We start from the raw sequence: 18613 nt of genomic DNA, 5'->3' as shown, positions 1-18613 counted from the left end.
GGTTCGCCGGCTGTCCAGCAGAAACCTTATCGCGATAACGATTTGCTGCTATGTCCGATCCATGCCTGCCCCTCGCCCTCTCGACGAACAGCTCTGTTTCTCGCTCTACGCCGCCAGCATGGCGGTCGGCCGTGCCTACAAGCCACTGCTCGATCGGCTCGGCCTCACCTATCCGCAATATCTCGTCCTCCATACCTTGTGGGAGGCACCCGAGGGCCGCTCCATCGGCGCGATCGGCGAACGCCTGGGTCTCGAATCGAGTACCGTCACGCCCTTGGTGAAGCGGATGGAAGCGGCAGGGCTGGTCACCCGTGCGCGCAACCCCGCCGACGAACGACAGGTCCGCGTGCGTCTGACCGACGCAGGAACGGACCTGCGCGAGCGTTGTGGCTGTCTCGGCGAAATGCTGCTGGAACGGGCGGGGTTCGACGTCTCGAGCCTTGCCCGGCTCAACGCGGACGTGCAGCGGCTGAGGGATGCCCTGGCGCGTCCGGAAGGGCTTGACCCGGCCGCTGCCTGATATAAATGTGATATCATGTTTATGGAGGCAGGTATGTCCGAGTCGAACGGGAGGAACGTGGCGCTGACGCAATCGCGGGAGCGCGCCGGGGCAATGCAAAGCGGCTATGTGATGTTGCTGGTCGCCCTGGCGGGGCTGGGCCTGGTCGCGGTCGGCCTTTTCCGGGTGAAGTTCTCCCCCGGTCTCGGCGTCGGCCTCATGATCGCCGGCGGGCTCCTTTTCGCCTTTGTCGCTGCGGGCTTCTACATGCTGCAGCCGAACCAGGCTGCTGCGCTTACGCTGTTCGGCAGCTACAAGGGCACCGACCGCACCACCGGGCTGCGCTGGGTGATCCCGTTTCTTCTGCGCCGCAAGATCTCCGTGCGGGCCAACAACATGATCTCCGAGCGGCTGAAGGTGAACGATCTGCGCGGCAACCCGATCGAGATCGCCGCACAGGTCGTCTGGCGCGTGGTGGACACGGCGCAGGCACTGTTCGACGTGGATGACTACCGGGCGTTCGTGCTCGTGCAGATCGAAGCGGCGGTTCGCACCATCGGCGCGCGCTACCCGTATGACGATTACGAGCATCACGAGGTGACTCTCCGCGGCAACCACGATCGGGTCGGCGGCGAGTTGCGCGAGGAGCTGATCGCCCGGCTGGCGGTGGCCGGCATCACCGTGGACGAATGCGGCTTCACCCACCTGGCCTATGCGCCCGAAATCGCCGGGGCGATGCTGCGCCGGCAACAGGCCGCGGCCGTGGTCGCCGCTCGCGCCACCCTGGCCGAGGGCGCCGTGGGCATGGTGGAAATGGCGCTCGACCAGCTTTCCGCGCGCAGCGTGGTCGAACTGGACGACGAGCGCCGTGCCGCCATGGTTTCCAACCTGATGGTCGTGCTGTGCGGCGATCGGGACACTCAGCCGGTGGTGAACGCAGGCTCGCTGTACCAGTAACGTGGCTGCCCCACCGAAAAAGGCCTTTCCGCTGCGCCTCGATCCCGCGCTCTATGCGGCGATCGAGCGGGCGGCGGCCGGCGACCTGCGCAGCGTGAATGCGCAGGTCGAGTGCCTGTTGCGCGAGGCGCTGGCACGACGGGGCGTGAAGCTGGAAGCGCCGCAACCGGCCCGCCGCGGCCGACCACCCAAGGAGGACGCATCATGAGCGATCGGCAGCAATGGGCGCGTGTCCGGCCCGGATACTGGTTCGCTCCGCGCCTGTTCGGCTGGGGGGCGACGCCGGTGACGTGGGAAGGCTGGCTCCTGACGCTTGGCGGCGCGGCCGCGATCGTCGCGCTGGCCCACAGGCTTGAGGACGGTCCGGCCAGGACCATGTCGGTGATCGCGCTGGTCGCCCTGCTGGCGTTCGTTGCGTGGCGCAAGACGGACGGCGCGTGGCGCTGGCGCTGGGGCGACCCCGGGCGCTGAACCTGACAGGTCCCGGGCGTTTGATCTTCACGGGCAGTCATGCACAATGGCTGCATGCCGCCTGCAATCACCTTTGATGCCGTCTCCAAGCTTTACGGTGAAGCGGCGGCAGTGCGTTCCGTGTCGCTGGAGATTGCGTCCGGCAGCTTCATCGCCCTGGTCGGCAGTTCCGGTTCGGGCAAGTCCACCCTCCTGAAGACGATCAACCGCCTCGTTCCGCCAAGCGCCGGGCGCGTGCTGCTGGACGGGGTGGACGTGGCCGCACAACCATCGGCGCTGCTGCGGCGGAGCATCGGCTATGTCTTTCAGAATATCGGCTTGTTCCCTCACCTCACCGTGGGTCGCAACATCGGCATCGGCCTGGAACTCGCCGGACGGCCGGACCCGGCCCGCGTAGCCGAGATGCTCGACCTGGTCGATCTGCCGCACGGCATCGCCACTCGCCTGCCTGCGGAGCTTTCCGGCGGACAGCAGCAACGGGTCGGGGTCGCCCGTGCGCTTGCGCCCGGACCTCGCCTTCTGCTCATGGACGAACCGTTCGGCGCCCTCGACCCGATCACGCGCGACGCGCTCGGTCGCAAGGTGCGCGACCTGCACGAACGGCTTGGCCTCACCACGATCATGGTCACCCATGACATGGCGGAGGCGCTGCTTCTCGCCAGCCGCGTTCTGGTGATGGCGAAAGGCGGCATCGTCGCCGACGCGACACCGGCCGACCTGTTGGCCGGCAAGGCGGGACCGGAGGCGGAAGCGCTTGTCGCCGTCCCGCGCGAGCAGATGCGACGACTGATGGCGCTGGATCGGGAGGCATGAGCGGGTTCGAGGCCGCGCTTGGTCGTGTGCCGCTGCTGCTGGCTCAGCATTTCCTCCTCTCTGCCGCCGCCATCGCCCTTGGACTGGCGTTCAGCCTGCCCCTGATCCTCGTATCCGTCCGACGGCCGGCTATCGGCCGCCTCGCCCTGGCCCTGGCCGGCCTGGTGCAGACGATCCCTGCTTTGGCCCTGCTGGCCTTGTTCTACCCCCTGCTGCTGCTTTTTTCCGCAACCGTCGGCGGCCGTCTGCCGGCGCTCGGCTTTCTGCCGTCCCTGCTCGCGCTGACGCTCTATGCGGTGCTGCCGATCCTGCGAAACGGGGTAACCGGGCTGGCCGGGCTCGATCCCGCGGTGATCGAAGCCGCGGAGGGCATGGGCATGACCTCGTGGCAGAAGCTGCGCCTGGTGGAGGCGCCGCTCGCCCTCCCGATGCTGATGGCCGGCATCCGCACCGCCGCCGTATGGACGGTGGGTGCCGCAACGCTGGCCACCACCGTGGGCCAGGCGAGCCTCGGCGACCTGATCTTTGCGGGATTGCAGACGCAGGATTGGGCTTTGGTGCTGGCCGGCTGCCTAGCCGCAGCCGCGCTGGCGATGACCATGGACGGGCTTCTCGGGTGGGTGGAGCATGGCTTGCGACATCGGAAGCGGCGCCCGGCGCTGACTGCCGCGGTCGTGATCGTGGCCGCGCTCCTGCTGTCGGCAGTTGCCTTGTGGCCGCGGGGCGAGCGCACCATCGTCATCGGCGCGAAGAACTTTTCCGAACAGTTCATCCTGGCGCGCCTGATCGGCCATCGGCTGGAGAGGGCGGGCTATAGGGTCGAATATCGCGAGGGGCTCGGCTCGGCAGTGATCTTCTCCGCATTGCAGTCCGGCGATGTCGATCTTTATGTCGATTATGCGGGTACCTTGTGGGGCAGCGAGATGCGTCGCCACGATCGCCTGCCCCGCGCCGCCATGATCGCGGCGATCGGCGACTGGGCGCGTCGCCAGAACGGCGTTCGCCTGCTGGCGCCGCTCGGCTTCGAGAACGCCTATGCCTTTGCGATGCAGCCGGCGCGGGCCCGGTCGCTTGGCGTCGCGAGCCTCGCCGACCTCACCCGAGTGGCGCCTCGACTGACCCTTGGCAGCGATCTGGAGTTCCTCGACCGGCCGGAATGGCGCGACGTCCGCGATAGCTACGGCCTGCGTTTCGCGACCACCCAGCCCTATGCGCCGACGTTCCTCTATCGTGCCTTGGGTAGCGGTCGCGCGGATGTGATCTCCGCCTTTTCGTCGGATGGGCGCATCGCCGCCGATCGCCTCACCCTGCTGACGGATCCACGCGGCGCCATTCCCGGCTACGATGCGCTGCTGCTGGTCGACGGTGCGCATGCCGGCGACACGCGGCTGACCGACGCCCTTGCTCCTCTTGCCCGTCGCATCAGCCTCTCCGCGATGCAGGAGGCCAATTACCGGGTCGACCGCGATGCAGCCAAGCAGAGCCCCGATGCTGCCGCACGGTGGCTTGCGCGGCGTATCGGCCTCGAGTGATCGAATTCGCGGCCTAGAGACGATCGCCGGACAGACGCTGACAGATCATGTCCAGCTGGTCCAAGGTGGAATAGGACAGCGACACGGCACCGCCCTTCGCCCCGAAGCTGATCTTCACCGGCAGCCCGAGCAGATCGGCGAGCTGGTGCTCCAGTGCCGCGATGTCGGCAGAGCCCTCGCCCCCCGCACTTCCGCCGCCGCTGCCCCGCTGCGTGACCTCCGCCTTCACCGAACGGACCAGGCGCTCCGTGTCGCGAACCGACAGGCCCTTTGCGACCACCTGGTCCGCCAGCGCCTCGGCGTCGTCGGCCCCGACCAAAGCGCGGGCATGACCCATGGTCAACGTGCCGTCGCTCACGCGCGCCTGCACGGTTGCGGGTAGTTCCAGCAGTCGCAACAGGTTCGCCACATGGCTGCGGGACTTGTGGACGATCTTGGCCAGCGCCTCCTGCGTGTGGTCGAACTCCGCGATCAAGCGCTGATAGGCTTCGGCCTCTTCGATGGCATTGAGGTCCTGGCGCTGGATATTCTCCAGCAGCGCGACTTCCAGCGTTTCGGCATCGTTGAAGTCACGCACGATGGCGGGAACTTCGTGCAGCCGTGCGCGCTGGGCGGCGCGCCAGCGGCGCTCGCCGGCAACGATCTGATACCCCTTGCCATGCGGACGCACGACGATCGGCTGGATCAGCCCGCGGCTGGCGATGGAGGAGGCAAGCTCTTCCAGCGCGGCTTCCGCGAAATGGCGGCGGGGCTGATCGGGGTGCGGGGCAAGCGCTCCGACCGGCAGCATCCGCACACCGGAGGACGGCGCCTCCCCGGGCGCGACCGGCTCCTCGCGCGAGACTTCGCCCAGCAGCGCGTTGAGGCCTCGGCCGAGACCACCCCGGGGCTTGGCGCGAACGGGAAGCGGATCAGTCATGCGGCCTGCGTCGAGAGAGGAGCAAGGCGCGGGATCATCTCACGCGCCAGGGAGATATACGCTTGGGAGCCGGAGCAGCGATGATCGTAGATCAACGCCGGCAGCCCGTGACTCGGCGCTTCCGAAAGCCGCACGTTGCGCGGGATAACCGTCTCGAACACTACCCCACCCAGCACCGCGCGCACGTCCGCCGAGACCTGGTCGGTCAGCCGGTTGCGCCGATCATACATGGTGAGCACCACCCCAAGGATCGAGAGGCCAGGGTTGAACCGCTCACGGATGCGTTCAACCGTGTTGAGCAGCTGGCTCAACCCCTCCAGCGCGAAGAACTCGCATTGCAGCGGCACCAGCAGCGCGTCCGATGCCACCATAGCGTTCAGCGTCAGCAGCCCGAGCGATGGGGGACAATCGATCAGCACAGCGTCCCAGCGCCCTGCGGGTACCCGCCGCAGCGCCCGATCCAGCCGGTGGGTCCGCTCCGCATATTCGACCAGCTCGATCTCCGCGCCGGAAAGGTCCACCGTGGCGGGAACGACTTCCAGCCGCGGCACGCCCGTGGCGACGGCAGCATCGACCACCGGCGTCTCGCCACAGAGCACGTCATAGGTCGACCGCGCGCGCGCCGACTGGCTGAGGCCCAAGCCGGTGGACGCATTTCCCTGCGGATCGAGGTCAACGATCAACACGCGCTGTCCCACGGCAGCCAGCGCGGTGCCCAGATTGATTGCCGTGGTGGTCTTGCCGACCCCGCCCTTCTGGTTGGCAACGGTAATGATGTTCATGCGCGCGACACCCCTTGGGCCACGATGATGCGAGCTTCTGGACTGGTGACACTTTGTTCCACGTGGAACGTTCCTCGCCAATACCGTCGAGCCACGTCGAGTTCGTCAGACCAGGCACGCCCCTTCGGCAGTACCCACCGTGTCCCGCCATGCGCAGCACCGCTGGCCGACACGAACAACGTATCGACGCTGGCCACCGCCCGGGCGGAAATGATGTCGAACTGCCCCTCGACCGTCTCGATCTTCGACGCGCGCACCTGTGCGTGCTCGAAGCGCAGGGCGCGGGACAGGCTATCCAGGAAATCGGCGCGACGGCGGCGGGGCTCGACCATGGTCACGGGCATAGCACAGAGCGCGGCCACGATCATGCCCGGAAAACCCGCGCCCGTCCCGATATCGAGCCAGGATCGCGCATCCCGATCGGTCAGGAGGATGAGCTGCGCCGAGTCCACGACATGCCGCTCCCAGATGTGATCCACCGTTGATGGGGCAATCAAGTTCTGCCGGGCATTTTCCGCCAGCACGGCGGCAACGATGGGTTCCAACCGCGCCACCGCTTCGACGCCGAAATGCTCCTCCAGCCAGTTCTTCGCTTCCTCTTCGGTCATCGCGCGAGGCGCCGTGCCTGGAGCAGGATAGCGGAAAGCGCCGCCGCCGTAACGCCGCGGATGCGTCCTGCTTCTCCGAGGGTCTGCGGCGATGCTCGGGTCAGTCGCTCGATCATCTCGTTGGAGAGACCGGGTACCGCGCCGAATTTAAAGGCGTCCGGCAGACGGATCGCATCATTCTCCCGCAGCTCGGCGATCTCCCTGGCTTGCCGCTCCAAATAAGGTGCGTAGCGGGCGTCCTCCACCACCTCGGCCAGGACGTCCGCATCCCCCGTCCCAAGAAGATCGGGCGCGACATCGGCGAGGGTTACGCCATCGACCCGTAGCCACGCTGCGGCGCTTCGCCGCTCCGGCAAGCCGAGATGGGGCGGCCCCGCTTGCAGATCGTCGAGGCGCCGCGTGGCCTGCTGTCGCTGCTGCTCGCGCCTGGCCTGGTGTTCGGATCGCTCCGGCGACAGGCACCCGGCCGCTGCCGCGATCGGCCCCAGCCGCGTTTCGGCATTGTCCGCGCGTAGCCGAAGCCGATACTCCGCCCGGGCGGTGAGCATGCGATACGGCTCGGTGACACCCTGCAGAACGAGATCGTCGACCATCACCCCGAGATAGCTCGACGCCCGATCCAGAACGACCGCATCGACCCCGAGGGCGTGAGCAGCGGCGTTCAGCCCCGCAATCAGGCCCTGCGCCGCCGCCTCTTCATACCCTGTCGTTCCGTTGATCTGACCGGCGCAGAACAGGCCGGGTATCGCCGCCAGTGCGAGCTGGGAAGACAGGGCCCGCGGATCCAGATAATCATATTCGACGGCATAGCCCGGTTCGGTAATGACGGCGTGTTCGAGCCCCGGCATGCTCGCGATCATCGCTGCCTGAACATCGGTCGGCAGCGACGTGGAAATGCCGTTCGGGTAGATCAGGTGCGTATCCAGCCCCTCCGGTTCGAGGAACACCTGATGGCTGTCGCGATCCGCGAAACGGAACACCTTGTCTTCGATCGAGGGGCAATAGCGCGGCCCGGAGCCCTGGATGTCGCCCCCGAACAGCGGCGAGCGATCCAGCCCCGAACGGATGATCTCGTGCGTCTGCGCGGTCGTCCGCGACACCGCACAGTGTAGTTGCGGTAGGCGCCGCGTCCTCGTCATCGGGGACATGAACCAAGGCTCGACGTCGCTTTCCTGGCGTTCGAGCCTGGCCCAATCGATGGTCCGCCCATCCAGCCGGGGAGGCGTACCTGTCTTCAGGCGACCCATCGGCAGTCCAAGCGACCGGATCTGCGCCGCCAGCGGCACGGACGCCGCCTCTCCGATCCGCCCGCCGGTCAGCCGCTCTTCGCCGCGGAACAATCGCCCGCCCAGGAAGGTGCCGGTTGCCAGCACGACGGCGGTTGCGCGCAGTTTCGTGCCGTCATCCAGAACGACGCCTGCCACGCTGCCGGGGTGGAGCAGAAGCTCGTAAGCCTCACCGGCTACGACGGTCAGGTTGTTCTGGCGGCGCAGCGATTCCTGGATCGCCGCCTTGTAGAGCACCCGATCCGCCTGCACGCGCGGGCCATGGACGGCAACGCCCTTGCTGCGATTGAGCATGCGGTGGTGGATCGCCGCAGCATCTGCAGCGCGGCCGATCAGACCATCGAAGGCATCTACTTCGCGAACAAGATGCCCCTTGCCGACCCCGCCGATGGCCGGGTTGCACGACATTTCTCCGATTCGAGCAGCGTCGAAACTGACCAGCGCCGTCCTCGCGCCGCGCCGAGCCGCGGCGGCGGCCGCCTCGGTGCCGGCATGACCGCCACCGATTACCACTACGTCAAACGTCATGCCAGCGCCCTACGCCCTCCACGAACAGGGGTCAAAATGTTCCACGTGGAACGCAGTTATTTGCCGATGCAGAACTGACCGAACAGCGCGTCCAATACGGCCTCGACATCTGCCCGTCCGGTAATCCGATCAAAGGCCAAGCGGCCCACACGCAGCTCTTCCGCGACGATCAGGATGTCGCTCGTGTCACCGGCACGGGCAATCGCGTCCACCGCCGAGTGGAGAAGATCGCGTTGTCGCTGATTGAAGGCAGGCCGGTCCAATGCCGGGGTCAGCGCATGTGCGCGTCCCTCGAGTTCCCCCCATAACGCCTCGAGCCCGGTCCCGTTCCGCGCGGACACCGCCAGGTCGGGGCCGACCGGAGTGATCGTGCGCTCCGGCATATCGGCGCGCGCGTGTACCCACAGCGCCTTCACTGGAGGTGGATCGTCGCCCAACCATATCACCAGATCAGCAGCGCGCATCGCGGCATCCGCCAGAACCACGCCTTGCGCCTCGATGGGATCGGCCGTTTCCGCGCGCAGGCCGGCGGTATCCGTCAGCAGCCAGGCAGTGCCGGCCCGTACCACACCCGCTTCGATCCGGTCACGGGTAGTACCCGGTTGTGCCGAGACGATCGCCGCCTCGCGGCCGATCAATGCGTTGAGCAGGCTCGACTTGCCTGCATTCGGCGGCCCGGCCAGCACCACGCGCACGCCGTCGCGCAGGCCTTCGACCGGTGGTTGCGCAGCAGCTTGCCCCAGTTCGCTCGCGAGCGCCCGGATCGCCTCCCGTACCGGCTGCAACGCATGCGCATCGACATCGCCTTCGTCGGAATGGTCGATCAATGCTTCGACTTGTCCCGAAAGGGCGAGCAGTCTTTCCCCCCAGGCCTCGACCTGGCGGCGCACCCCGCCTTCGCTCGCCTGTTGCGCAGCCCGGCGCTGCGCCTCCGTCTCCGCCATCAGCAGATCGCCCAGCCCTTCGGCCTGGGTCAGGTCGAGCCGGCCATTGAGCAGGGCACGCCTGGTGAATTCCCCGGCATTCGCCTGACGCAATCCCGGCTGCTCGCCCAGTGCGGACAGCACCGCCGCGATCACCGCGCGGCCGCCATGCACCTGCAACTCGACCAGATCCTCGCCGGTGGCGGTACGTGGCCCCGGGAACAGCAGCACGAGCGCTTCGTCCAGAGGCGCGCCGTCGGCGCGGCGTAGTACCCGCACGCCCGCGCGGCGCGGCGCGGGGAGATCGCCGCACAGCGCCGCCGCCGCCACGATCGCCTGCCGGCCGCTGATCCGGATAACGGCGATGGCCGCCGGCGGCTGCCCGCTCGAGACGGCGTAGATCGTGTCGCTCACGCCCGCCTCAGCCGCCCGTCTTGGAGGTACCCGCCTCGAACAATTTGCGGAACATGGCAAAGCCTGCCTCACCCATCGGACCCCAGGTCTTCATCATCTGTTCGATCATCTCCGGCGCGGCCTTTCCGTCCATCGCGTTCATCATGGTCGAGATATACTTGTCGTGCAGCGGGGTGAGATCGGGGAGCCCCACCACCCGGCGCGCTTCCTCCGGGGTGCAGTCGAATTCGACATTGATCTTCACCGGGCATCTCCAGCTTGAGCGGCGCCGGCCGGAAAGGCATAGCGCGTTTTGCCCCTTATGCCCTTGCTGCGGCCCGGCTGACAACGCCGGCCCCGCTGCCGCGATCCGTGCAAGGGGCCAGCGCAAAGGAGACGCCGATGACCGCGACGATCGACATTCCCGCCTTGGACGGAAGCGGCCACTTTTCCGCCTATCGGGCCGACCCTGCCGGCACGCCCAAGGCCGCGATCATCGTCATCCAGGAGGTGTTCGGCGTAAATTCGGGCATCCGCCGCCGCTGCGATCAATGGGCGGAAAAAGGCTATCTGGCCCTGGCGCCCGATCTGTTCTGGCGCATCGAGCCGGGCCTCGATCTTGATCCAGACATCCCCGAGCAGTTCCAGAAGGGGCTGTCGATGATCGAGCCGTTCGACCAGCAGCTCGGCATCGCCGATGTCGAGGCGACGATCCGCTTTGCCCGTGGCGCGCTGCCGAGTGGCGGCAAGGTCGGCGTGGTCGGCTACTGCCTGGGTGGCCGACTGGCGTACATGACGGCTGCCCGCACCGATGCCGACGCAACCGTCGGCTATTACGGGGTCGGGATCGACGGGCTGCTGGACGAGAAGCATGCCATCGCCAATCCGCTGCTGCTCCACATTCCGGAGGAGGATCACTTCGTCGACAAGGCCGCGCAGGCCCGGATGCACGCGGGCCTGGACGACCATCCGAAGGTCACGCTGTACGATTATCCCGGCGAGGATCACGGCTTCGCCACCGAGTTCGGGCAGCGTCGCTCGGAAGAAAGCGCGCAACTGGCGGACAGCCGCACCGCCGCCTTCTTCGCCGAACATCTCGGCTAGGGTGCAGCCGGCGAGGGCCGCACGCCTGTGGCGCGGCCCTCCGCCTCTCAGCCGAACAGGCTGGCGAGGCCCTGCGTCCCTTCGGAGCCCACCCAACCCTCGTAGATCATCTTGCCGGCGACAAAGACAATCACGGCCAGCCCGACATAGGCGATCCAGCGATAGCGATCGATGATCCGCGCGATCAGGTTCGCCGCCAGGCCCATCAGCGCGACCGACAGCAGAAGGCCGATCACCAGGATGCCCGGATGCTCGCGCGCGGCGCCCGCCACCGCCAGCACGTTGTCGAGGCTCATCGATACGTCCGCCACGGCAACCGCCCAGGCCGCGCTGGCAAAGCTGCGCGCCGGCTTCAATCCGGATTGCTCGTCCCCGACGATATCCTCCGAGCCGGCATTGTGCCCGCCCGCCCGGATCTCGCGCCAGAATTTCCAGCTTACCCACAGCAGCAGCAACCCGCCGGCGAAGATCAGCCCGACGATGCCCATCAGCCAGGTAACCGCCAGCGCGAACAGGATGCGCAGCACCAGCGCCGCGCCGATGCCGATCAGGATCACCTTCTTGCGTTGATCCGCGGGCAGACCAGCCGCCAGCGCGCCCACCACGATGGCATTGTCGCCCGCTAGCACCAGATCGATCATCAGCACCGAACCGAACGCCGCCAGCGCGGCAGGATCGGACAGGTTGGAAAAGTCCGCGACGATGTGGTGCCAGATATCGGCAAGCGAGCCGGGGCCCTGCGGGGCGGCGGCAGCGGCGGCGAGAAGGGTCGAGAGCATGAACATCGCTTAGAAGGTCGCAGGCCCTGCGGAAACCTCCAAGACGGACGATGGGTCCGAAAGCTGCCTATTGCGCTTGTAACGAAGCGTTGCGGGCGGAGCGGATGCGAGAAGGGCGCGAGGCAGAAGCCTCACGCCCATCACGTCGGTCGCTTTGCGCCGGCCGACCCGATGCGGCCTGCCGCAGCTTGCGGCAGGCCGCATTCGGCTACTGGTTCATGCTGTCGAAGAAATCCTCGTTGGTCTTGGAGTCCTTCATCTTGTCGAGCAGGAACTCCATCGCGTCGATCGTGCCCATCTGCATCAGGATGCGACGCAGCACCCACATCTTCGACAGCTTGGACTTGTCCACCAGCAGCTCCTCCTTGCGGGTGCCGCTCTTGCCCACGTCCAGCGCCGGGAAGATGCGCTTGTCCGCCACCTTGCGATCCAGCACGATCTCGGAATTGCCGGTGCCCTTGAACTCTTCGAAGATCACTTCGTCCATGCGGCTGCCGGTATCGATCAGCGCGGTCGCGATGATCGACAGCGAGCCGCCCTCCTCGATGTTGCGCGCCGCACCGAAGAAGCGCTTCGGACGCTGCAGCGCGTTGGCGTCGACACCACCGGTCAGCACCTTGCCCGACGACGGTACCACCGTGTTGTAGGCACGGCCCAGGCGGGTGATCGAGTCGAGCAGGATCACCACGTCCTTCTTGTGCTCCACCAGGCGCTTGGCCTTCTCGATCACCATCTCGGCGACCTGCACGTGCCGGGTCGCCGGCTCGTCGAAGGTGGAGGAGACGACCTCGCCCTTCACCGAGCGCTGCATGTCGGTCACTTCCTCCGGCCGCTCGTCGATCAGCAGGACGAGGAGGAACACCTCGGGATGATTGTCGGTGATCGCCTTGGCGATGTTCTGCAGCATCACCGTCTTGCCGACGCGCGGCGGCGCGACGATCAACGTGCGCTGGCCCTTGCCCTGCGGCGAGACGATGTCGATCACGCGCGCCGACTTGTCCTTCTGCGTCGGATCGTACGGGTCCAGCGTCAGCTTCTGCTCGGGATAGAGCGGCGTCAGGTTGTCGAAATTGACACGGTGGCGGACGGCGGAAGGATCGTCGAAATTGACCGAGATGAGCTTGGTCAGCGCGAAATAGCGCTCACCGTCCTTGGGCTCGCGGATCTCGCCTTCCACCGTGTCACCGGTGCGCAGGCCGAACTTGCGGACCTGGTTGGGCGAAACATAGATGTCGTCGGGGCCGGCGAGATAATTGGCCTCGGGGCTGCGCAGGAAGCCGAAGCCGTCCGGCAGCACCTCGATCGTGCCCTCGCCCATGATCTGGTCGCCCTGCTCGGCCTGTGCCTTGAGGATGGCGAACAGCAGGTCCTGCTTGCGCAGCGTGGAGGCGCTTTCGACGCCGAGCTCCTCCGCCATGGCGACGAGGTCTGCCGGGGAGGTTTTCTTGAGTTCTTTGAGGTGCATGGAGGAGTCCGGGCGCTGAAAGGCGGGGGAGATAGCAAATCGTCTGCGGATGGACGTCGCGACAAGTGCTGGAGGGAGGGGTCGTGGCCGCGGAGAACCCGCTGCCGACACGCAAGGGAGCTAGGGTGCGGCCGGAGGCAAGTCAAGCGCCCGTCGCACCTCTGGCGCTCCCTTCCTCAAAGGAGCGGGGGCAAGGCTAGAACGGCCGCACGATCACCAGGATCACGATCAGCGCCAGCCCGATTGCCGGCACCTCGTTGATCATGCGCAGCCGCCGTCCGGTCAGCGTCGGCTTTCCGGCGGCGAGCTTCCTGGCATAGCCCACCGCCCAGCCGTGATAGCCGCTGAGCACCAGCACCAGCACCAGCTTGGCGTGCAGCCATCCCTCGCCCCAATGCTGGCCCAGGGTGGCGATCAGCAGGCCAAGGAGCCACACCAGGACCATGGCGGGCGTCAGGATGATGTGCCGCAGCTTCGTCTCGCGGCTCACCCATTCGGCGGCCTCGTCAGCGCGTCCCGCGGCAAGCGCTTCCTGGTGGTAGACTAGATAACGGGGCAGCATGAACAGCCCCGCCATCCAGAAGATGACGAAGATCAGATGCGCCGCCTTGAACCAGAGATAGGCCACCTGCATCTTCTCCCACATCACCGTACGACCTCAATCCTGGCCCCGCACGCGCCGCAGCAGCTGCTCGACATGCGCGATGGGCGTATGCTGGCCGATGCCGTGCCCCAGGTTGAAGATATGCGGCCGCTCGGCAAAGGCGGCAAGCACCCTGTCGATGCCGTTGTCCAGCGCCGCGCCGCCCGCCATCAGCGCCAGCGGGTCGAGATTGCCCTGCACCGGCATGCCGGAGGGCAGCACCGCATCCGCCCAGGCCGGGTCCACCGTCTCGTCCAGGCCGACCGCGTCCACCCCGGTTTCGCGGGCATAGGCAGGCAGCTTCCCGCCCGCGCCTTTGGGAAAGCCGATCACCGGGGCATCGGGATGCCGCGCCTTCAGCGCCGCCACGATCCGCGCATTGGGCGCGATCACCCACTGCTCGAATTGCGCTGGGGAAAGGCTGCCGGCCCAGCTGTCGAACAGCTGCACCGCTTCCACGCCCGCTGCGATCTGCGCCGAGAGATAATCCACCGTCATCGCCTCGATCGCCGCGACGATCTCGCCGAAAGCCTGCGGATCGCGATAGGCGTATCCGCGCGTCTCGCCCTGGTCGCGGCTGCCCTGCCCGGCCACCATGTACGTCGCCACCGTCCAGGGGCTCCCAGCAAAGCCCAGAAAGGTTGTCTGCGACGGCAGGGCACCTGCGACCTGCCGCACCGTCTCGTACACCGGCTGGAGCCGCTCAGGAGCCTGCTGGAGGCTCGCCAGCGCGGCATCGACCAGCGGAGGGGCCAGACGCGGCCCCTCGCCCGCGCCGAAGCTGAGATCCTGTCCCAGCGCCCAGGGCACCATCAGGATGTCGGAGAACAGGATCGCCCCGTCGAAGCCGAACCGCCGGATCGGCTGGAGCGTGACCTCCGCCGCCGCCACCGGATCGGTCGCCAGCGCGAGAAAGCCGCCCTTTTCCGCCCGCAGCGCGCGATATTCCGGCAGATAGCGCCCCGCCTGCCGCATGAGCCACACCGGCGGCACCGCGGGCTTTGCCCCGCCGAGCACCGACAGAAGCGGCTTCGTCGCGTTGTTCACAGGTCGGGCAGAGCCATTCTTCATAAGAATCTAGAATCTTGAAAAGGATGAGGAGGGAGTTGGCGCGTGGGTGCTGTGGCTTAGGCAATCGCCCCCGAAATGCCAACAGCTTGACCCGGCGAAGGCCGCGGAACGCCGCGGATTCGATCGGCGCGTCCACATTATCCACAGGCGGTGGACAAGTTGTTCGCCTGGGGATGCGCGTGTGGACAGATCGGGGCTTTTCCACCGGTTGGCGGGAGGTCCGGGTTGCGCTACCTCCCGTCCCGATGTTGTCCACAGTTCCGCCCCGTTTCCCCTCATGAGGCGGCTTCACGTCCACCTCCTGTCGGACTCCACCGGCGAGACGCTGGAGAACATCGCGAAAGCGGTGCTCGCGCTCTACGACGATGTGGAGCCCGTTCGGCATTTCTGGCCGATGATCCGCACCGAAGCGCATTTGGAGCGCATCCTTCAGGAGATCGCGCAGAACCCCGGGCTGGTTCTCTTTACGCTGGTGAATGCGGAAAGCCGGCGGCGGCTGGAGACGCGGTGCATGGCGCTTGGCCTTCCCGCCGTCGCCGCGCTCGATCCGGTGGTGGATGCCGTGTCCGCCCTGCTCGGCCAGCAGGCCAAGGCCCGCGCCGGTCGCCAGCACGTGCTGGACGACCGCTATTTCGCGCGCGTCGATGCAATCCAGTGGAGCATGGCGCATGACGACGGGATCGCGTCGGAGGATTGGGAGCAGGCCGACATCGTGCTCGCGGGCGTGTCGCGATCGTCCAAGACGCCGACCAGCATCTATCTGGCCAATCGTGGTTTCAAGACGGCCAACATCCCCATCGTGGTGGAAAGCCCGCCGCCGCCGATCCTGTTCGAGCTCAAGCGACCGCTGGTGGTGGGCCTCACCACCAGCGCGGACCGGCTGATCCAGGTCCGCCGCAACCGCCTGCTCAGCCTGAACCAGGCGCCGGCCACCGACTATGTCGATCACGAGGCGGTCAGCCGCGAGGTGGCCTATGCCCGGCGCATGTTCGCCGACAATGGCTGGCCGGTGATCGACGTCACCCGCCGCTCGATCGAGGAAACCGCCGCGGCGGTGATCGCGCTGGTCACGGACCGGGACGGAGACGAATGAGCCGGCTGATCCTCGCCTCGCAAAGCGCCTCGCGCAAGGCGATGCTGCTGGCCGCCGGTGTGCCGTTCGAGGCGGTGTCGGCCGGCGTGGACGAGGACGCGGCCAAGGAGGCGTTGCGCGCCGACCGTGTTGCGCCGCGCGACTTCGCCGATGCGCTTGCCGAGTTGAAGGCGCGCAAGGTTTCCGCGCGGGTGCCCGGCGCGCTGACGCTCGGCGGCGACAGCATCGTCGTGCTGGCGGACGGCACGATCCTCGACAAGCCGGACTCCCGCGAGCATGCCGCCACGCATCTTGCCGCCATGTCGGGCACGCGCATCGACCTGTTCAGCGCCGCGGTGATCGCGGAAGGCGGCGCGCCCGTCTGGCGCCATGTCGACCAGGCACGGCTGTGGGTGCGTCCGCTGTCGCCTGCCTTTATCGAGAGCTATCTCGACGCGGAATGGCCGGAGATCGCCGGCTGTGTCGGCTGCTTCCGCATCGAAGGGCCGGGCGTGCAGCTCTTCGCGCGGATCGACGGCAGCCAGTTCACCATCCTCGGCATGCCGCTGCTCCAGATCCTCGATTATCTGCGCACCCGCGAGGTGATGCCGGCATGATCCCTTACGCCGAAGTGATCGGCGATCCGATCGCCCAGTCCAAGTCGCCGGTGATCCACGGCTTCTGGATCGAGGCGCTCGGGCTCGATGCCGACTATCGGCGTGCTCATGTCACCCCCGAAGCGCTGGCCGGATATCTCGCAGAACGGCGCAGCGATCCCGACTGGCGCGGCTGCAACGTCACCATGCCGCACAAGACGGCCGTGCTGCCGCTGGTGGACGAACTGGACGAAACCGCGCGGGCCGTCGGCGCGGTGAACACGATCGTGCGCCGGGGCGACACCCTCCTCGGCTACAACACCGATGTGGTCGGCATCGGCGAGCCGCTCGACCGGCCCGAGAACCGCATCGGCGGCTATCCGCGCCATGTCGCGACCTATGCGCAGATCATCGGCACGGGTGGCGCCGCGCGTGCAGCGGGCGTGGCGATGGCCCGGCGGGGCGAGATCGAGTTCTTCAGCCGGGACATGAGTAGGGCCATGGAACTTGCCGACACGTTCGGGCTCCCCGAGGCGTTCGGGCATGGGCTCGACCAGCTCGGCCCCGCGCGCAACCCGGATGACGGTGCCGACGAACAGCGCTACAGCCACATCGTCCTCAATGCCTCGCCGATGGGGATGGAAGGCAAGCCGCCGGTGCCGATCGACCTCTCGCCTTACTATCCGGACACGATCGTGTTCGACATGGTCTACGCCCCCCTCGAGACCTCACTCCTCGCGCAGGCGCGCGCCCGCGGGCTGCGGACGATCGGTGGGCTGGACATGTTGATCGGGCAGGCGGCGGCCGCGTTCACGCACTTCTTCGACGCCGAGCCCCCGCGGGAGCGCGATCCCGAACTGCGCGAGCGCCTGCTCGCATGATCCGGCTCGGCCTCACCGGCTCGATCGGCATGGGCAAGTCCACCGTCGCCACGATGTTTGCGGACAAGGGCGTGCCCGTGTTCGATGCCGATGCCGCCGTTCACCGCCTGCAAGGCCCGGGCGGCAGGCTGGTCGCCGAGATCGAGGCGCTGTTCCCGGACACAACCGGGTCCGGGGGAGTCAACCGCACCGCGCTGGGCGAGGCAGTGCTGGGCGACACCGCGGCGCTGCGACGGCTGGAGGCACTGGTCCACCCCGCCGTCGCGCAGGAGCGGGCCGCCTTTCTGGCGCAGCATGCCGATGCGCCGCTGGTGCTGTTCGACATTCCGCTCCTGTTCGAGACGGGCGGCGCGGCAGGCGTGGACAAGGTCGCCGTGGTTTCCGCCGCACCGGAGCAGCAGCGCGCGCGTGTCCTCGCCCGCCCCGGCATGACGGCGGCGCGGTTCGAGGCGATCCTTGCCCGCCAGATGCCCGACGTCGAGAAGCGGGCGCGCGCCGATTTCGTGATTCCCACCGGCGGCAGTCTCCCGGAAACGCGCGCCGCGGTGGACGCGGTGATCGCTTGCCTGATGCCGCCCGCGGGGCGATAACGTCGCGAATGCGCGAAATCGTCTTCGATACCGAGACTACCGGCTTCAGCTTCGCCGATGGCGACCGGCTGGTGGAGATCGGCTGCGTGGAGCTGTTCAACCGCGTCGAGACCGGGCGCACGTTCCACGCCTATTTCTGCCCGGAGCGCGTCATGCCGCCCGGCGCGTTCGCGGTTCACGGCCTGTCCGATGCGTTTCTCGCCGACAAGCCGCTGTTCGCGCACGGCGTGGCCGACCTGCTCGAGTTTCTGGGCGATGCGCCGCTGATCGCGCACAACGCCACCTTCGACTTCGGCTTCCTCAACGGCGAGCTGGAGCGGTGCGGCCAGCCCTGCATCGATCTCGCGCGCATGGTGGATACGTTGGTGATGGCGCGCACCCGCCATCCGGGCGCCAAGCACAGCCTGGATGCGCTGTGCAGCCGGTACGGCGTGGACCGCAGCCACCGCGTTCTCCACGGCGCGCTGCTCGATGCACAGCTCTTGGCGCAGGTCTATGTGGAGCTGACCGGCGGCCGGCAGATCGGCCTGGGCCTGGTGGCGGAGGCCGTTTCGGAGGCGTCCACGATCGCCATCGCCGCCGCCGCGCCGCGTCCCGTGCGACCGCCGCGTCATTTTACCGCAACACAGGCGGAACTTCAGCGCCACGCCGCGTTCCTCTCCAAGATCGCCGATCCACTCTGGGGGCCGCCCGCGTCCTGA

General features: G+C 67.4%; 22 protein-coding genes. 12 read left to right on the top strand and 10 right to left on the bottom strand.

The genetic code is table 11. The features are described from left to right. Positions 1-61 precede the first annotated feature (61 nt). Genes DVW87_RS13440 through DVW87_RS13415 form a run of 6 tightly spaced genes read left to right on the top strand, consistent with a single transcriptional unit; the run spans position 62 to position 4272 of the window. Positions 62-520: a MarR family winged helix-turn-helix transcriptional regulator gene (locus tag DVW87_RS13440; RefSeq protein WP_114688338.1), complete on the top strand. Its 459-nt coding sequence runs from the start codon at positions 62-64 to the stop codon at positions 518-520. Between the two features lie 33 nt (positions 521-553). Then, entirely contained in the window at positions 554-1456 is a 903-nt protein-coding gene (locus DVW87_RS13435; protein WP_114688337.1) for an SPFH domain-containing protein, read from the top strand. Between the two features lies 1 nt (position 1457). Further along, entirely contained in the window at positions 1458-1664 is a 207-nt protein-coding gene (locus DVW87_RS13430; protein ID WP_114688336.1) for a type II toxin-antitoxin system antitoxin, read from the top strand. Continuing rightward, entirely contained in the window at positions 1661-1927 is a 267-nt protein-coding gene (locus DVW87_RS13425) for a hypothetical protein (RefSeq protein ID WP_114688335.1), read from the top strand. The genes DVW87_RS13430 and DVW87_RS13425 overlap by 4 nt, the downstream gene beginning before the upstream one ends. A gap of 54 nt (positions 1928-1981) precedes the next feature. Beyond that, a complete protein-coding gene (locus DVW87_RS13420; RefSeq protein ID WP_114688334.1) occupies positions 1982-2740 on the top strand; it encodes an ATP-binding cassette domain-containing protein in 759 nt (252 codons plus the stop codon). Further along, entirely contained in the window at positions 2737-4272 is a 1536-nt protein-coding gene (locus DVW87_RS13415; RefSeq protein WP_114688333.1) for an ABC transporter permease/substrate-binding protein, read from the top strand. The genes DVW87_RS13420 and DVW87_RS13415 overlap by 4 nt, the downstream gene beginning before the upstream one ends. 13 nt (positions 4273-4285) lie before the next feature. Here the strand turns inward: DVW87_RS13415 and DVW87_RS13410 are convergent, their stop codons facing one another. From DVW87_RS13410 to DVW87_RS13385, 6 genes are read right to left on the bottom strand one after another with little or no spacing between them, the layout of a single operon-like run. Beyond that, a complete protein-coding gene (locus DVW87_RS13410) occupies positions 4286-5191 on the bottom strand; it encodes a ParB/RepB/Spo0J family partition protein (protein ID WP_114688332.1) in 906 nt (301 codons plus the stop codon). After that, the gene (locus DVW87_RS13405; RefSeq protein ID WP_114688331.1) at positions 5188-5973 is read right to left on the bottom strand and encodes a ParA family protein; all 786 of its coding nucleotides are present in this window, start codon (positions 5971-5973) and stop codon (positions 5188-5190) included. Before DVW87_RS13405 ends, DVW87_RS13410 begins: the two co-directional genes overlap by 4 nt. Next, on the bottom strand, positions 5970-6581 hold the full coding sequence (rsmG, locus tag DVW87_RS13400) for a 16S rRNA (guanine(527)-N(7))-methyltransferase RsmG (protein ID WP_114688330.1): 612 nt from the start codon (positions 6579-6581) through the stop codon (positions 5970-5972). The genes DVW87_RS13405 and rsmG overlap by 4 nt, the downstream gene beginning before the upstream one ends. Next, positions 6578-8395, bottom strand: a complete 1818-nt coding sequence (gene mnmG, locus DVW87_RS13395; RefSeq protein WP_114688329.1) for a tRNA uridine-5-carboxymethylaminomethyl(34) synthesis enzyme MnmG — start codon at positions 8393-8395, stop codon at positions 6578-6580. Before mnmG ends, rsmG begins: the two co-directional genes overlap by 4 nt. Before the next feature lie 56 nt (positions 8396-8451). Next, positions 8452-9732 carry a tRNA uridine-5-carboxymethylaminomethyl(34) synthesis GTPase MnmE gene (mnmE, locus tag DVW87_RS13390; protein WP_114688328.1) on the bottom strand — a complete coding sequence of 427 codons (1281 nt, stop codon included), beginning with the start codon at positions 9730-9732 and terminating at the stop codon, positions 8452-8454. Between the two features lie 7 nt (positions 9733-9739). Next, complete coding sequence (locus DVW87_RS13385) at positions 9740-9976, bottom strand: DUF6489 family protein (protein ID WP_114688327.1); 237 nt, start codon at positions 9974-9976, stop codon at positions 9740-9742. Between the two features lie 137 nt (positions 9977-10113). On the opposite strand from DVW87_RS13385, the gene DVW87_RS13380 reads away from it, so the two are divergent. Continuing rightward, on the top strand, positions 10114-10815 hold the full coding sequence (locus tag DVW87_RS13380) for a dienelactone hydrolase family protein (protein ID WP_114688326.1): 702 nt from the start codon (positions 10114-10116) through the stop codon (positions 10813-10815). Positions 10816-10862: 47 nt separating this feature from the next. Here DVW87_RS13380 and DVW87_RS13375 read toward each other — a convergent pair whose 3' ends face one another. From DVW87_RS13375 to hemE, 4 genes are all read right to left on the bottom strand, one after another. After that, positions 10863-11594, bottom strand: a complete 732-nt coding sequence (locus DVW87_RS13375; protein ID WP_114688743.1) for a TerC family protein — start codon at positions 11592-11594, stop codon at positions 10863-10865. A 208-nt stretch (positions 11595-11802) separates the two neighbouring features. Further along, positions 11803-13059, bottom strand: a complete 1257-nt coding sequence (gene rho, locus DVW87_RS13370) for a transcription termination factor Rho (RefSeq protein WP_114688325.1) — start codon at positions 13057-13059, stop codon at positions 11803-11805. Between the two features lie 196 nt (positions 13060-13255). After that, entirely contained in the window at positions 13256-13705 is a 450-nt protein-coding gene (locus DVW87_RS13365; protein ID WP_114688324.1) for a CopD family protein, read from the bottom strand. 12 nt (positions 13706-13717) lie between these two features. Next, positions 13718-14773, bottom strand: a complete 1056-nt coding sequence (gene hemE, locus DVW87_RS13360; protein ID WP_114688323.1) for a uroporphyrinogen decarboxylase — start codon at positions 14771-14773, stop codon at positions 13718-13720. Positions 14774-15050: 277 nt separating this feature from the next. On the opposite strand from hemE, the gene DVW87_RS13355 reads away from it, so the two are divergent. Genes DVW87_RS13355 through dnaQ form a run of 5 tightly spaced genes read left to right on the top strand, consistent with a single transcriptional unit; the run spans position 15051 to position 18613 of the window. Continuing rightward, positions 15051-15866 carry a pyruvate, water dikinase regulatory protein gene (locus DVW87_RS13355; RefSeq protein WP_114688322.1) on the top strand — a complete coding sequence of 272 codons (816 nt, stop codon included), beginning with the start codon at positions 15051-15053 and terminating at the stop codon, positions 15864-15866. Continuing rightward, positions 15863-16462 carry a Maf family protein gene (locus DVW87_RS13350; RefSeq protein WP_114688321.1) on the top strand — a complete coding sequence of 200 codons (600 nt, stop codon included), beginning with the start codon at positions 15863-15865 and terminating at the stop codon, positions 16460-16462. The genes DVW87_RS13355 and DVW87_RS13350 overlap by 4 nt, the downstream gene beginning before the upstream one ends. Continuing rightward, complete coding sequence (locus DVW87_RS13345; RefSeq protein WP_114688320.1) at positions 16459-17322, top strand: shikimate dehydrogenase family protein; 864 nt, start codon at positions 16459-16461, stop codon at positions 17320-17322. Before DVW87_RS13350 ends, DVW87_RS13345 begins: the two co-directional genes overlap by 4 nt. Further along, the gene (gene coaE, locus DVW87_RS13340; protein ID WP_114688319.1) at positions 17319-17912 is read left to right on the top strand and encodes a dephospho-CoA kinase; all 594 of its coding nucleotides are present in this window, start codon (positions 17319-17321) and stop codon (positions 17910-17912) included. Before DVW87_RS13345 ends, coaE begins: the two co-directional genes overlap by 4 nt. Before the next feature lie 8 nt (positions 17913-17920). Then, positions 17921-18613, top strand: coding sequence for a DNA polymerase III subunit epsilon (gene dnaQ / locus DVW87_RS13335; RefSeq protein ID WP_114688318.1), 693 nt, complete (start codon positions 17921-17923; stop codon positions 18611-18613).

The organism is Sphingomonas aracearum (genome assembly GCF_003345355.1).
Taxonomy (GTDB): domain Bacteria; phylum Pseudomonadota; class Alphaproteobacteria; order Sphingomonadales; family Sphingomonadaceae; genus Sphingomonas; species Sphingomonas aracearum.
Note: the sequence above shows the minus strand (reverse complement) of the source record. Positions and strands in the feature narration are given on the sequence as shown.